The sequence below is a fragment of the Streptomyces hundungensis genome (genome assembly GCF_003627815.1).
Classification (GTDB): domain Bacteria; phylum Actinomycetota; class Actinomycetes; order Streptomycetales; family Streptomycetaceae; genus Streptomyces; species Streptomyces hundungensis_A.
On sequence record NZ_CP032698.1, the window covers coordinates 6132262 to 6147141 of the forward strand.

Consider the following 14880-nt stretch of genomic DNA (forward strand, 5'->3'; position numbering starts at 1 on the left):
GCCGGCTCGCTCCAGGCGCTGACCGAGATCGTCCGCCGCACCCCGCTCGCCACCGTCCTGCCCGCTCGCAATTCCTTGCAGATTCACCATCCACCGAGCCGGATTCCGCCCGAACCGTTGACCTGAGCGCTCGCTCCTCCTACGGTCACCTGCTCAGAAGGACTTGCAAGTTTGCAGCAAGAACATTCAGCAGCACGAACATTCAGCAGCGCCCGAAGGTACGACCGAGGAGCCCCCGGTGATCCCCCTGCGAAGAACGGCGGTCGCCGTCGCGGCCGCCCTGTGTGCGGCGCTCGTCCCCGCCACGGCCGCCACCGCCGCGCCGAAGCCGCCCGCCCCGCCCAGCGACGCGCGCCTGGCCGCCGAACCGGCCCGGCACGACGCGACGCGCGAGCAGTTCTACTTCGTGCTCCCGGACCGGTTCGCCGACGGTGACAGCTCCAACAACCGCGGCGGGCTTACCGGTTCGCGCCTGGAGACCGGGTACGACCCCACGGACAAGGGCTTCTACCAGGGCGGCGACCTCAAGGGGATCACCCAGCGGCTCGACTACATCAAGGGCCTCGGCACCACCGCCATCTGGCTCGCCCCGATCTTCAAGAACAAGCCCGTGCAGGGCACCGGCAAGGACGCCTCGGCCGGCTACCACGGGTACTGGATCACCGACTTCACCCAGGTCGACCCGCACTTCGGCACCAACGCCGACCTCACCCGGCTGATAGCGGCGGCCCACGCCAAGGGCATGAAGGTCTTCTTCGACGTCATCACCAACCACACCGCCGACACCGTCGACTACGCCGAGCGGCAGTACGGCTACCGGCCCAAGGGCGCCTATCCCTACCTCGACACCAGCGGCCGTCCCTTCGACGACCGCGCGGGTATGAGGAAGGTCGACGCCAACTCCTTCCCCTACACGCCCGTCGTGAAGGAGAAGAAGGTCCCGGCCTGGCTCAACGACCCCACGATGTACCACAACCGGGGCGACTCGACGTTCGCGGGCGAGAGCGCCGAGTACGGCGACTTCTCCGGACTCGACGACCTGTGGACCGAACGGCCCGAGGTCGTCTCCGGCATGGAGGACATCTACGAGAAGTGGGTCCACGACTTCGCCGTGGACGGCTTCCGCATCGACACCGTCAAACACGTCGACCTGGACTTCTGGACCCAGTGGGCGACCGCCCTCGACGCGTACGCCAAGAAGCGCGGGCGGCCCGACTTCTTCCTGTTCGGCGAGACCTACTCCGCCGACCCGGCCCTGACCTCCCCGTACGTCACCCGGGGCCGCCTGGACGCGACCCTCGACTTCCCCTTCCAGGACGCGGCCCGCCAGTACGCCTCCCAGGGAGCCTCCGCCGACAAGCTCGCCGCCCTGTTCGCCCAGGACTACCGCTACACCACCGACAAGGCCAACGCCTACGAGCAGGTCACCTTCCTCGGCAACCACGACATGGGCCGCATCGGCGCCTTCCTGAAGCAGGACCACCCGGGGGCGAGCGAGGCAGAGCTGCTCCAACGCGACCGCCTGGCACATGAGTTGATGTTCTTCAGCCGCGGCAACCCGGTGGTCTACTACGGCGACGAGCAGGGCTTCACCGGCGCCGGCGGCGACAAGGACGCCCGCCAGACCCTGTTCGCCTCGAAGGTCCCCGACTACCTGGACGACGACGAACTGGGCACCGACCGCACCCACGCCGTCGACGCCTACGACCCCACGCACCCGCTCTACCGCGCCATAGCCGACCTGTCCCGCCTGACCAAGGCCAACCCGGCGCTGCGCGACGGCGTCCAGACCGAGCGCTACGCCAAGGACTCCGTCTACGCCTTCTCGCGTACGGATGCCAAGACCCGCACCGAGTACGTGGTGGCCGTGAACAACGCCACCGAGCCCAAGACGGTCACCCTGCCCACGGGCTCGCCCCGCGCCAACTACGCCTATCTGTACGGTCGTTCGGGGTCCGTGCGCAGTGAGGCGGACGGCGCCGTCCAGGTGACGGTGCCCGCGCTGTCCTCGCTGGTCCTCAAGGCCGCCGCCCCGCTGCCCGTGCCCACCGCCGAGCCGTCGATCACCGTGAAGGCCCCCGCGGCCGGAGCCACCGGCACCGTCGAGATCTCCGCCGACGTCAACGGCGGACCGCTCGACCGGGTCGTCTTCGCCGCGCAGATCGGCAACGGAAAGTGGCAGACGCTCGGCTCCGCCGACCACGCCCCGTACCGGGTCACCCAGTACCTGACCGGTCTGGCGGCCGGAACTCCCCTGCGGTACAAGGCGGTTGTGGTCGACGGGCGCGGGCGCACCGCGAGCGCGCTCGCCACGACGGCGGCGGGCCCGACGCCCCCGCCCGCCAGGCCCACCACCGTCGAACGGGACTACGCCGTCGTGCACTACCGCCGTCCGGCCGGCGACTACGACGGCTGGCAACTGAAGGCGGACGGCCAGAGCGCCGCCTTCACCGGCCGCGACGCCTACGGCGCCTTCGCCTGGGTCAAGGTCCCGCAGGGCGCCGGGTCCCTCGCGTACACGATCGCCAGGGGCGAGGGCGCCGACGGGCCCCTGCGGACCGTCGACCTCGGCCGCACCGGCGAGGTGTGGGTGGAGCAGGGCAAGGACGGCCAGGCGGACCAGCCGCCCACCGGCGCCCGGCCGCCCCAGGACACCTCCAAGGTGGTGCTGCACTACACGCGGGCCGACGGCGACTACGACGGCTGGGGCCTGCACACCTGGACCGGCGCCGCCTCGCCCACCGACTGGTCCAAGCCGCTGGCGCCGAGCGGCCGCGACGCCTACGGGGTGACCTTCGAGGTGCCCCTGGTCAAGGGCGCGACCTCGCTCAGCTACATCCTGCACAACGGCGATCAGAAGGACCTGCCCGACGACCAGTCCCTGGACCTGGCCACCTACGGCAACGAGGTGTGGCTGCTCGCCGGAGAGCCCAAATACCTGCTGCCGCAGGCGGGTTCGGGCGTCTCGCTCGACCTCGGGAAGTCCGAAGCGCAGTGGATCGACCGCGACACCGTCGTATGGAAGGTCAAGGCGACCGGGGCGACCAGCCAGCAGCTGGTGTACGCGCCCGGCGGAGGCATCACCGTCCAGGACGGCGCCCTCTCCGACGAGGGCCGGTGGCTGCGGCTCACCCCGGGCGCGCTCAGCGACGTACAGAAGGCGAAGTTCCCGCATCTGAAGGACTATCCGGCCTTCACCGTCGACGCCCGCGACCGCTCCCGCGTCCGGGAGTCCCTCACCGGGCAGCTCATCGCCACCCAGCGGGCCGCGAACGGGGCGCTGCTCGCCGCGACCGGCGTCCAGACCCAGGGTGTGCTCGACGACCTGTACGCCGCCGGCGCGGTCAAGGCCTCGCTCGGCCCGGTCTTCGACCACGGCCGCCCCACCCTCTCGGTGTGGGCGCCGACCGCGCAGAAGGTCTCCCTGGAACTCGACGGGCGCACGGTCGCGATGCGCCGCGACGACGCCTCGGGCGTCTGGTCGGTGACCGGGCCCGCGTCCTGGTCGGGCAAGCCGTACCGGTACGCCGTGCGCGTGTGGGCGCCCAGCGTCCGGAGCGTGGTCACCAACCTGGCCACCGACCCCTACTCCACCGCCCTCACCGCCGACTCGGCGCGCAGCCTCGTGGTGGACCTCGCCGACCCCCGGCTGGCGCCCCGGGGCTGGGCCACGCTCAAGAAGCCGGCCGCGGTGCCGCTGCGGGAGGCCCGGATCCAGGAGCTGCACGTCCGTGACTTCTCCGTCGCCGATCCCACCTCGCGCCACCCCGGCCAGTACCTCGCCTTCACCGACACCGCCTCCGACGGCATGAAGCACCTGACCGCACTCGCGAAGTCCGGGACCTCCTACGTCCATCTGCTGCCCGTCTTCGACATCGCCGGAATCCCCGAACGGAAGTCCCAACAGGCCACCCCCGCGTGTGACTTGAAGGTGTACGCGCCCGACTCGCAGGAGCAGCAGGCCTGTGTGGCGCGCTCGGCCGCGAAGGACGCGTACAACTGGGGGTACGACCCGCTGCACTACACCGTCCCCGAGGGCTCCTACGCCAGCGACCCCGACGGGACGCGCCGCACGGTCGAGTTCCGGCAGATGGTGCAGGGGCTCAACCAGGCCGGGCTGCGGACCGTGATGGACGTCGTCTACAACCACACCGCGGCGGCCGGGCAGGCCGACCACTCGGTCCTCGACCGAATCGTGCCCGGCTACTACCAGCGCCTCCTCGCCGACGGCAGCATCGCCAACTCCAGTTGCTGCGCCAACACCGCGCCCGAGAACGCCATGATGGGCAAGCTCGTCGTCGACTCGGTGGTGACCTGGGCCAAGCAGTACAAGGTCGACGGCTTCCGCTTCGACCTCATGGGGCACCACCCCAAGGCGAACATCCTCGCCGTGCGCGCCGCGCTCGACGCGCTGACCCTCGCCAAGGACGGCGTCGACGGCAAGAGGATCATCCTGTACGGCGAGGGCTGGAACTTCGGCGAGGTCGCCGACGACGCCCGCTTCACCCAGGCCACCCAGAAGAACATGGCGGGCACCGGCATCGCCACCTTCTCCGACCGGGCCCGCGACGCGGTGCGCGGCGGCGGCCCCTTCGACGCCGACCCGGGCGCCCAGGGCTTCGCCTCCGGCCTGTTCACCGACCCCAACTCCTCGACGGCGAACGGCACTTCGGCCGAGCAGAAGGCCCGGCTGCTGCGCTACCAGGACCTCCTCAAGGTGGGCCTGAGCGGCAACCTCGCCGCGTACGCCTTCACCGACAGCGCGGGTCACCCGGTCAAGGGCTCCGACGTCGACTACAACGGCGCCCCGGCCGGCTACGCCGCCGCCCCCGGGGACGCGCTCGCCTACGCCGACGCCCACGACAACGAGTCCCTCTACGACGCGCTCGCCTACAAGCTGCCGGCGGCCACCTCGGCCGCGGACCGCTCCCGTATGCAGGTCCTGGCGCTCGCCACCGCCGCGCTCTCCCAGGGCCCCGCCCTGTCCCAGGCCGGCAGCGACCTGCTTCGCTCCAAGTCGCTCGACCGCAACTCCTTCGACAGCGGCGACTGGTTCAACGCCGTGCACTGGGACTGCCGGGCGGGCAACGGGTTCGGGCGCGGGCTGCCCGCGGCCGCCGACAACCAGGCCAAATGGCCTTACGCCAAGCCCCTGTTGAGCGCTCCCTCACTCACCCCGGGCTGCGCCGAGATCAACGGGACCTCGGCCGCCTACCAGGACCTCCTCGCGATCCGCGGCGGTGAGGGCGCGTTCAAGCTCGCCACCGCCGAGCAGGTCCAGTCGGCCTTGTCGTTCCCGCTGTCCGGGCGCGAGGAGACCCCCGGCGTGATCACCATGCGGCTGGGCCCGCTGGTCGTCGTCTTCAACGCCACCCCCGGGGCACGGACCCAGCGGGTCGCCGCCCTCGCGGGAACGGCGTACGCCCTGCACCCGCGGCAGGCGGCCGGAGCCGACCCGGTGGTGAAGACGGCCACATACGATCAGGGTTCCGGGAGCTTCACAGTCCCGGGCCGCACCGTTGCGGTCTTCAAACAACGCTGAACCGATCATTCCAGGTCGCTCGACGACCCATTTCGGATGTTCCCCATCGCGGGTTCCGTCAGGGACCGCACCGTGGTCCACACTGTGCCCGTGGTGGGGAATCTTCCTGCGGAGAGCACGAGTTTCATCGGTCGGTCGGACGAACTGACCACCCTCGACGGCCTCCTCGAACAGCATCGGCTCGTCACGGTCACCGGACCCGGCGGGGTCGGAAAGTCGCGGCTCGCCCTGCGGGCCGCCCGGCGGATCGCACAGCGCCACCCCGACGGGGTCTGGTGGGTGGAACTGTCGCCGCTGCGGGACCGCACCTTACTCGCCGCCACCGTCGCCGACGCCTTCGACCTCACCGACCGGACCATGCGCACCGCCTGTGAGGCGCTCTGCGCCTGGCTCGCCGACAAGAAGCCGCTCCTGGTGCTCGACACCTGTGAACACCTGATCAGCGCCTGCGGGCATCTGATCGGCGAACTGCTCCAGACCTCGCCCGGCCTCACCGTCCTGGCCACCAGCAGACAGCCCCTCGGCCGACCGCAGGAGAAGGTCTTCCCCCTGGAGCCGCTGCCCGTCGCGGACGAGGCGCTGGCCCTGTTCATGGAACGCGCCGCCGAGGCCGTGCCCCACCTCAGCTTCGAGGACCCGGCCCGCGCCGCGGCCGCCGCCGACGTCTGCTGTCGCCTCGACGGGATCCCGCTCGCGCTCGAACTCGCGGGCGCCCGGCTCAAATCGTGGTCCGTCGAACAGCTCGCCACCCGGCTCGGCTCCCGCTTCGAGGTGCTCACCGACACCCGGGTCGCGACGGTGGCACGCCACCAGACCCTGCGCACCGCGATCGGCTGGAGCCACGAGCTGTGCGAACCCCTGGAGCGGCTGCTGTGGGCCCGGCTCTCCGTCTTCGCCGGCGACTTCGACCTCGCCGCCGCCCAGGACATCGGCGCGGGCGGCCCCCTGCCGGCCTGCGCCGTCGAACAGGTCCTGGCCGGGCTCGTCGACAAGTCGGTGGTCCGCACCCGGCTGGATGCGTCCGGCCGCTTCGCCCACCGGATGCTCGACACCATCCGCGAGTACGGCCTGCGCTGGCTCGACGAACTCGGCGAGGCCCCCGGCGCCGCCGACCGGCACGCCCGCCGCTTCAGACGCATCGCCCACGAGGCGTCCGCCGCCTGGCTGGGACCGGCCCAACTCGCCTGGTACACCCGCCTGGAGGCCGACCACGCCGATCTGCGCACCGCCCTCGAACACCTCCTGGCCACCGACCCCGAGGCCGCCCTCGACATGGCGGGCCGGCTCTGGTTCGTCTGGTTCTGCTGCGGCCGCCAGCGCGAGGGCAGGGGCTACCTCCAGCGCGCCCTGGACGGCTGCCCCGGGCCCGGCCCCCACCGCGCCACCGCCGTGTGGGCGCTCGGCATGTGCGCGCTCCTCCAGGGCGACTTCGTGATGGCGCACCGGCTCGGCGAGGAGTGCTTCGGCACGGCCGCCGACCCCGAGGAACGCCTGCGCTCGGCCCACCTCTACGGCGCCGGCTTCCTCATGCCGGGCGAGCCCGAGCGGGCCCTCGCCATCGTCGACCCCGTCCTCGCCGAGACCACCGGCTTCACCCCCGGCCGCGCCCTGTGCGCACTCGCCCGCACCTACGCGCTGAACACGCTCGGCCGCCACGCCGAGGCGTCCGCCGAAGCCCTGGTCCTGCGCGACGAGTGTGCCGCACACGGCGAACACTGGATGCGGGCCTACGCCGACTACATGCTGGCCGCCGGGGCGCTCGCCCTGGACCGGCCCGCGGAGGCCGCCGCCCACGCCCGCGCCATGCTGGCCGGCAAACGCCTGCTGCACGACAGCTTCGGCATCGCGATGGGCCTGGACATGCTGGCCTGCGCGGTCGCCTCCCAGGGCGACGGCGAGGACGGCGCACTCCTGCTCGGCGTCGGCCGCGAATGCTGGCGCGCGGTCGGCAAGGAGCAGATGGGCGCGCCCGGGCTCACCGCCGTGCGCCGGCAGGGCGAACGCCGGGCGCGCGCCGCGCTCGGCGATCAGGCCTACGACTCGGCCTTCGGCCGGGGCGTGGCCACCGGCCTGGACGACGGACTCGCGCTGGCCCTCAGGGGCGGCTTCCCGAAGGGAGGGCCTTCTCCATCAGCGTGACCGCATAGGGGCTGCCCCCGCCGTCCGTCTTCGCCGCATGCTCACCGACCACCGCGTACCCGAGGCCCCCGTAGTAGCGGATCAGGGCCGCGTTGTCCGAGCGGCAGTCCAGGCGGCACAGCGGGCGGCCGGTCTCGGCGGTCCGCCGCTCGGCGTGGGCGAGCAGGGCCCGGCCGGTGCCGCGCGGCGCGGTAGCCCGGTCCACCATCAAACGGTGCACATAGCCGGCCACCGGCGGCTGCTCGCCCCAGGCCGGCTCGTCCCGCCACCACAGTTCGTACGCCCCGACGACGGCGGACCCGGCGCGGGCCAGCCACACCTCGCCCTCCTTCATCCGCAGCCGGAAGTGCTCGGCGTCCTTGCCGCCGGGCTGCCACTGGTCGATGCCGTGGTCGCGCATCCAGCGGGCGGCGCCGTCGTACAGGCCGGTCAGGACGGGAAGGTCACCGCCGTCGGCGAGGGCGAAGGTCAGGTCGGACGTCATGGAACGATCATGCCGCAGCGCTCAGCCGAGCCGCGGCGAGGGCACCAGCGGGAGCAGGGCGCCGAGGCGGTCCACCAGCTCACCGAACGGGCCGTCGGCCGGCTCGTCCGCGAGCATGCGCAGCACGATCGCCGCCATCTCCTGGTCGTAGGCGGCGCTCACCGCGGCCAGCGCCGCGAAGTCGTGCACCAGCTGCAACTCCAGCTCGCCGCGCGGGATGCGCCGCCCGTCCAGCCAGATCAGCGCCGTCGACTCGGCGAGCGACACCCACGACCGTACGACCAACTCGAGCCGTGCGGGCGGCTGTTGGACGTCGAGGTGGGAGAGGATCTGGTGGTACGCGGCATCACGCACCTCGTCGATCATGGCGTTGGCGGTGGAGGAGCCGACGGCCGGGCCGCCCCGCATCAGCGCGGAGAAGCCCGGTCCGTGGTCGTCGACGAAGTCGAAGTAGCGCCCCATCACCCGGAGCAGCCGAGCGCCGAGCGGGCCCTCGTGGGGCTCCAGGAAACGGGCCGCCAGCTCGTCCGCGGCCCGGCGAAGCGCGGCTTCGTACAGGCTCTGTTTGCCGGGGAAGTAGTGGTAGACCAGCGGGCGTGAGATGCCCGCGGCCGCCGCTATCTCGTCGATGGACACCTCGTCGGGCGAGCGGTGGCTGAACAGTTCGAGAGCGACCCCGATCAGCTGCCGCCTGCGCTCCTCGACGCCCATCCTGCGCCGTACCCCGGTCGTCATGCGAACAGAGTACCTACAGGTCGAGCACCAGCTTCTTGCCGAGGCACCTCGATACACAGATCAGCATCGAGTCGTCGCGTTCCGTGTCCGTGAGCAGGTCGTCCCGGTGGTCGATCTCGCCTTCCAGGACCCGCTGTTGACAGGTTCCGCAGAAGCCCTGCTCGCAGGAGTAGGAGACGCCGGGCACCTGCGCGCGCAGCACGGAGAGCAGGGAGCGGTCACCCGGGACGGCGAGGGTGCGGCCCGAGCGGCGCAGCTCGACCTCGAACCCGGCGCCCACCGCGGCCGCGCCGGGCGCGAACCGCTCCAGACGCGGGGTGCGGCCGGGGCCGAGTGCCGCGGTGACCGCGTCCATCAGCGGCTCGGGCCCACAGCAGTAAACGGCAGCGTCGGCAGGGGAGTTGGCGAGGAAGGCGGCGAGGTCCGGCAGGCCCGCCTCGTCCTCGGCTACCACGGTGACCCGGGCGCCGAACCGCTCGACCTCGTCGAGGAAGGGCATGGTGGCCCGCGAGCGTCCGCCGTACAGCAGCCGCCAGGAAGCGCCGGCCGCCTCAACCGCCTTCAGCATGGGCAGGATCGGGGTGATCCCTATGCCGCCGGCCACGAACACATAGGAGTCGCTCGCCACCAGCGGGAAGCGGTTGCGCGGCCCGCGCACGGAGAGCTCCACGGCCTCCCGGAGCTGCTCGTGCACCTGCGCCGAACCGCCCCGGCCGCCCTCGACGAGCCGGGTCGCGATGGTGTACGAGGTGCGGTCGCCGGGGTCTCCGCAGAGCGAGTACTGGCGCACCAGGCCCGAGGGCAGCACCAGATCGAGGTGCGCGCCCGGCTCCCAGGAAGGCAGCTCGGCCCCGTCCGGCGCCACCAGACGCAGCCGTACGACGCCTTCGGCGGGCTCGGTGCGTTCGCTGACGGTCAGCCTGAGGCTGACGGTGGAACGCCGGGTGCCGCGCCCCGACAGGGGGGTCTCCAGGGCGGGCATCGGCCACAGGGGCGAGGCGTCGATGCGGCGGCGCAGCGCCCGCCGGGCGAGCAGAACGGCGCCCGTGGCCAGCGCGAGGGTGGTGGTGCGGCGCATGTCAGCGGCCCCCGCCCGCGCCGGGCGAGGACGCGAGATAGGCCAGCGCCTGGGCCGTGCTGCCCTCCTGCGAGGGGTGGTAGTCCCGGCTCAGATAGCGCGGGACGGCCCTGAGCATGGCGGGGGTGGACGGCAGCATCCCGGCGCGGCCCGCCCGGTAGAACGCCGCGAGGCTCGCCCGGCCGACCGTCGGCGTCGGGTCGTTCGCCATGAAGAATCGGGTTCCGCGCTGCCACAGGAAGGCGAGCGCGGTGAAGGCGGTCGCCCAGGTGCGCACCCGGCGCCGATAGCCGCCGTCGAGGTGCGTGAACAACTCGAAGGCCACCGAGCGGTGCTCGACCTCCTCCGCGCCGTGCCAGCGCAGCAGGTCCAGCATGGTGGGGTCGGCGCCGCACCGGTCCAGCTTCTCGGCGTTGAGGATCCAGTTGCCGAGGAACGCGGTGTAGTGCTCGATCGCCGCGATCGTGGCGACCCGCTCCATCAGCCACCACCGGCGCGCCCGGCCCGGCGGCAGCGTCCGGTCCCCGAGGAGCTTCTCGAAGAGCCAGTCCACCTGCGCGGTGTAGGGCGTCGGGTCGAGGCCGAGCTTCTTCAGATGGGGCAGTACGTCGTCGTGCGCGGCGGAGTGCATCGCCTCCTGGCCGATGAAGCCGATGACGTCCTCGCGCAGCCGCTCGTCCGTGATGAGCGGCAGCACCTGCTTGTACACATGGACGAACCAGCGCTCACCGGCCGGCAGCAGCAGATGCAGCACATTGATGGTGTGGCCGGCGAACGGGTCGCCCGGTATCCAGTGCAGCGGGGTGTTCTCCCACGCGAACGAGACGTTCCGGGCCTTCAGCTCGATGCGCTCCTCCGCGACCGGAGCGGGCTGCGGCGTATTAGACATGGCGTCAATGTACTGACGGGTACGCCGCAGCGACAGGGGTCCGCCCCCACTTGTTCGGAGGCGGGCTCAGCGCAGGGTGTTGATCGGACTCCCGTCCGCGAGCCGCCCGTTGAGCTCGGCGCGCGCCCCCTCCTTGGCCCGTACCGCCAGCAGATTGCCCTTCTCGCTGCCGGTCATCCCGCCGGACAGCGTCACCGACGCCACCTGGGGGCTGCCCGCCGCGAGCACGAACCAGTTCCCGCCGCGCGACTTCCACAACACCCCGGCCAGCACCCGCGCCTCGCGGATGCCACAGGACGCGGAGTTCTCCGCCCGGGCCACGATCGCGCCCGGCGCGAGCCGGGTGGACGGCGCCTGGAACTGGGCGAACACCCGGCTGCCCGCGCCCCGCCAGGTCTCGGCCCGGGTGCAGATCCAGTCACCGGTGCCATTGCTCTCGGGCAGCGCCTGCTGGGCGAAGCGCCAGTCGTTGACGGAACGCACCCCGTGCGAGCGCACGGTGGGCAGCAGGCAGGCGGTACGCGCCCAGCCCTCGCGCGCCGAACGGTCGCCGACGTCACGCGGATCCGACGGCGGGCCCCACGTCAGCCGCGCCGGGGCCAGCTCGCCGAGGTCGGTCATCAGCCGCACCCCGCTGTCGTCCTGGAACTCCAGGGCGTCCCAGGACGTGCACTGGCTGGCCTGGCTGGGCGAGCTGACCGGGCCGGTCACCCCGTTCCCGTCCCGGCGCAGCTCCCGCGCCGGGGCGTCCGGAGCGAGCAGATCGCGCACCAGGACCTCGTGCACCCAGGGCGCCGTCAGATAGCGCACATTGCCGTCGGTGCGGCCCACCACCAGCGCGCTCGCGGAGGGGGCGTCGGCGGCGTCCACCCGCGCGAAGTCGAGCGCGGCCCCGGCCGTGCCCTGGTGCGGCTCGGCGTAGCGGGCCACCCGCAGCCCGTCGTAGAAGAGCACCACCCGGGCCTGGTCCACGTCTCCCGCGAACAGCAGCTGGGCCGCGCCCATCGGCGGACCCGAGGGGGTGCCGGGCGTCGCCGACACCTGCACGGACTCGCCCGGCCGCGCCCACACGGCGAGCGCCCGGCGCAGCAGCGCCGCGTCGCCGAGCAGATTGCCCCGGGCCGGCCACACCGAGAAGTCGGTACGGGTCGCGGTCGTCCACGCGGTGGGCTCGACCCGCAGCAGCCGGCCGGGATCGAGCGCGGCTTGGGCCGCCGGGTTCTGCGCGTAGGAGGGCGCGGCCGCGCCGTCCGGGCCCCAGCCGTCGCCGGGCAGGCCGATGAGCGCCCCGCACACCACGAGCGCGGCCACGGCGGCGAGCGCGGCCCGGCCGTGCTGGCGGCGGCGCATCAGATCGGTGGGCCGCGCCTGGAGCGAGCAGGGGTCGAACTCGGCGGATTCCAGCAGCGCCGCACGCGGCTCGGCGTCGCCGGCCTCGGTGAGGGCCCGGCGCGCCTGGCCCACCCCGGCGGCGTTCAGCTCCGCGCACACCGCGTCGTCGTCGAGCCGTTCGAGGCCGCGCAGCACGTAGGCCGCGCGAGCGGGCCCGGACAGGGCCGAGAGGTGCTGGTCCAGGGCGAGTTCATCGGCGCCGCCCGAGCGCGGGAACAGCCTCAGACCCCGGACCTGCGGCAACAGCGGCGGGAACTGGGCCCGCTTGGGCCAGGCCCTGCGCCGCAGCGGAAGCCCCGCTTCCAGCGCCTGGCGCACCACCCGCCGCCTGACGTACACATACCCCGGGTCGACACCGGCCTCGGCGCGCCGGGCCCCCGGGATCAGCCCCCCGCCGGAGCCGTCGGCGGAGCCGGTACGGCGGCGGGGCAGCGAGCGCTGCACGATCGCGTGCGCGGTCAGCACCCGGCGGTTGCGCCCGAGGGAGGGCGGCAGCACGAGGTAGGCGAGCCGCACCAGTCGCGGGTAGTGCTCGACGAGCGCGGCCTCGGCCTGCTCGACGCCGACGGAGGGGGCGGGTGGGTTGAGGATGTCCTGCTCTGGGGCCACGTTCAGCAAAACGAGCGAATGTGGAGATGGTCACCCCGGACCCAACGGGCGCACCCCGTCAGGGAGTTGACGCCGGTGCGAGACGATCACGCGATGAGCCGGCTCCGCAGCCGGGACACGGTCTCGTCCGGCACGCCGAGCCCCTCACGGACGTACTTCTCCATCGTGCCGTGCCGCGCCGCGACCTCGTCGAGGGCGGCCGCCAGGTACTGCGGCACCACGCCGATGACGGCGAGCGCGATCTCGGGGTCGCCGCCCTGGGCCACGAACCCCTCGATCAGGGGCGCGAAGGCCTGGCGCACCGCCGGGTTGACCGACAGGTACTCCCGCTCGACGGTCTCCTCGTCGGCGCCGAGCAGGGTGAGGATCACCGTGGCCGCCCAGCCGGTGCGGTCCTTGCCCGCGGTGCAGTGGAACAGCAGCGGCACCGCGTCGTCGGCGGCGAGCTCCGTCAGGAGCGTGCGGTAGGCGGCGCGCGCGGAGCCGGTGGAGACCAGCGCGCGGTAGGTGTCGGCGAACCGAGCCTGCGCCCGGCCTCCGCCCAGGTGCTCCTCGGCCAGGACCGGGTCGGCCAGGACGTGCTTGAGCTGGGCCGCGGCGGGCGCGCCGGCCGCGGAAAGGGTGTCCGCGAGCGCGTCGGCGACCAGCAGCCGGGCCCCGGCCGACACCCGGTCCGGGTGGTCGGCGCGCTCCGCGTCGGTGCGCAGGTCCAGGATGGTGCGCAGGCCGAGCGCGGCGACCGCCGGGTCGGTGGCCGGGTCCATGCGGTCGAGCTGGCCGGCCCGGAAGACCAGGCCCGGGCGGACGGTGCGGCCACCGGAGAGCGGGGTGGAGCCCAGATCACGCAGATTGGCGATGGTGGTGGCGGGGATCGCGATCATGTACGGGTGGCTCCTGAGCGGGTGAAATCTACCGGTTTCCTCCCGAACGGTAGTCCACCGCCCGCGCCACCCCGAGGCCCAGCCCCAGGGCCGCGCAGTGTCCCGCGTCCGTGAAGGTGCGCCCGGCCCGCAGCAGCGGCCTGACGGTGAGCGCGAGGAGGGCCGTGCGGGCACCGGTGCGCGCGGCGCCGCGGGGGAGCGCCGAGGTCAGCGCCCCCAGGACGGCGTAGAAGCCGTAGCTGCTCCCCACGTCCAGGGCCGAGCGGGTGGCGGGCGGGGGGCGGCCCGCACGCAGCCCTCCGTACACCAGGAGGCTGGCTCCCACATGGCCGAGCGCGAACACCCCGGCCGCCCACCAGGCCCCGTGCGCGTACTCCGCGTAGCCAAGCACCGCGAGCAGGAGCAGTGCGTAGGGCAGCTCCATGGGCTCCTCCACGAGCAGGGCGCTGGTGGCCAGCGTCGTGCGGCGGCCGGCGGCCAGGTTGTCCACGTTGGTGGAGCACGAGCGCAGCAGGTCCCGGCGGGCCGTGTCGTCGAGCAGCCGCCGGCTCGCGTACGCGATGAGCTGGACGCCGCCCACGTACAGGGGCGCGAGGGTGGGTGGACGCATGCGCCCATGATCGGACATCGCTGGCCGGGTCGCGCGGCGGCTCGCGCAATGTCGCCAAGTCGCTTTATTTACCCGGGAGTTGGGGGCAGGATGGAGTGATGCGAAACGATGCACGAGTGGTCTTTGGGGTGGTTGTGGCGCTCGCCGTGGTGACCGGCTGCGGTTCGTCGTCACCGCAGGCTCCGAAGACCGCGAGCGGAACCCTGGAGCAGCTCGCCGCCCGCGCCGACTGCCGGCCGGTCCTCTCGACGGACTCGACCGAGCTGCGCCGGGCCAACTGCACGACGGCGGACGGCCGTTATGTGCTGGCCACCTTCGCCACCGACCGCGGCCAGCGGGAGTGGATCAACGAGGCGAAGGACTACGGCGGCGCCTATCTGGTGGGCCGCAAGTGGGTGGCGGTGGGCGAGCAGTCGGTGGTCACGGCACTGCGCGGCCGACTCGGTGGCAGTGTCGAGACCGGGACCATGCATTCCGGACACTGACCGGGTCGGCCGCGCGGCGGCAGATGCCTCCTCGCG

At 72.9% G+C, this 14880-nt stretch carries 10 protein-coding genes; 3 read left to right on the top strand and 7 right to left on the bottom strand.

The features are described from left to right. Positions 1 to 238: 238 nt before the first annotated feature. Together pulA and DWB77_RS27205 are read left to right on the top strand one after the other, a co-directional pair. Positions 239 to 5542: a pullulanase-type alpha-1,6-glucosidase gene (gene pulA / locus DWB77_RS27200; RefSeq protein ID WP_246033655.1), complete on the top strand. Its 5304-nt coding sequence runs from the start codon at positions 239 to 241 to the stop codon at positions 5540 to 5542. 90 nt (positions 5543 to 5632) lie between these two features. Beyond that, positions 5633 to 7681 (top strand): ATP-binding protein, encoded by a 2049-nt coding sequence (locus tag DWB77_RS27205; protein ID WP_120728317.1) that lies wholly within the window; start codon positions 5633 to 5635, stop codon positions 7679 to 7681. Here the strand turns inward: DWB77_RS27205 and DWB77_RS27210 are convergent. The 7 genes from DWB77_RS27210 to DWB77_RS27240 all read right to left on the bottom strand — a co-directional run bounded on the left by DWB77_RS27210 (position 7638) and on the right by DWB77_RS27240 (position 14359). Further along, the gene (locus DWB77_RS27210) at positions 7638 to 8165 is read right to left on the bottom strand and encodes a GNAT family N-acetyltransferase (RefSeq protein WP_120723985.1); all 528 of its coding nucleotides are present in this window, start codon (positions 8163 to 8165) and stop codon (positions 7638 to 7640) included. The two genes, DWB77_RS27205 and DWB77_RS27210, sit on opposite strands and share 44 nt — an antisense overlap. 21 nt (positions 8166 to 8186) lie before the next feature. Then, positions 8187 to 8900: a TetR/AcrR family transcriptional regulator gene (locus DWB77_RS27215; protein WP_120723987.1), complete on the bottom strand. Its 714-nt coding sequence runs from the start codon at positions 8898 to 8900 to the stop codon at positions 8187 to 8189. A 13-nt stretch (positions 8901 to 8913) separates the two neighbouring features. Further along, positions 8914 to 9978: a PDR/VanB family oxidoreductase gene (locus DWB77_RS27220; protein WP_120723988.1), complete on the bottom strand. Its 1065-nt coding sequence runs from the start codon at positions 9976 to 9978 to the stop codon at positions 8914 to 8916. 1 nt (position 9979) lies between these two features. Further along, positions 9980 to 10867 (bottom strand): metal-dependent hydrolase, encoded by an 888-nt coding sequence (locus tag DWB77_RS27225; RefSeq protein WP_120723990.1) that lies wholly within the window; start codon positions 10865 to 10867, stop codon positions 9980 to 9982. A 66-nt stretch (positions 10868 to 10933) separates the two neighbouring features. Next, positions 10934 to 12877, bottom strand: a complete 1944-nt coding sequence (locus tag DWB77_RS27230) for a hypothetical protein (protein ID WP_120723993.1) — start codon at positions 12875 to 12877, stop codon at positions 10934 to 10936. A 77-nt stretch (positions 12878 to 12954) separates the two neighbouring features. Further along, the gene (locus DWB77_RS27235) at positions 12955 to 13749 is read right to left on the bottom strand and encodes a tyrosine-protein phosphatase (protein ID WP_120723995.1); all 795 of its coding nucleotides are present in this window, start codon (positions 13747 to 13749) and stop codon (positions 12955 to 12957) included. Positions 13750 to 13777: 28 nt separating this feature from the next. Further along, entirely contained in the window at positions 13778 to 14359 is a 582-nt protein-coding gene (locus tag DWB77_RS27240) for a rhomboid-like protein (protein WP_120723997.1), read from the bottom strand. Positions 14360 to 14457: 98 nt separating this feature from the next. On the opposite strand from DWB77_RS27240, the gene DWB77_RS27245 reads away from it, so the two are divergent. Further along, the gene (locus DWB77_RS27245) at positions 14458 to 14844 is read left to right on the top strand and encodes a hypothetical protein (protein WP_120723999.1); all 387 of its coding nucleotides are present in this window, start codon (positions 14458 to 14460) and stop codon (positions 14842 to 14844) included. Positions 14845 to 14880: the final 36 nt, after the last annotated feature.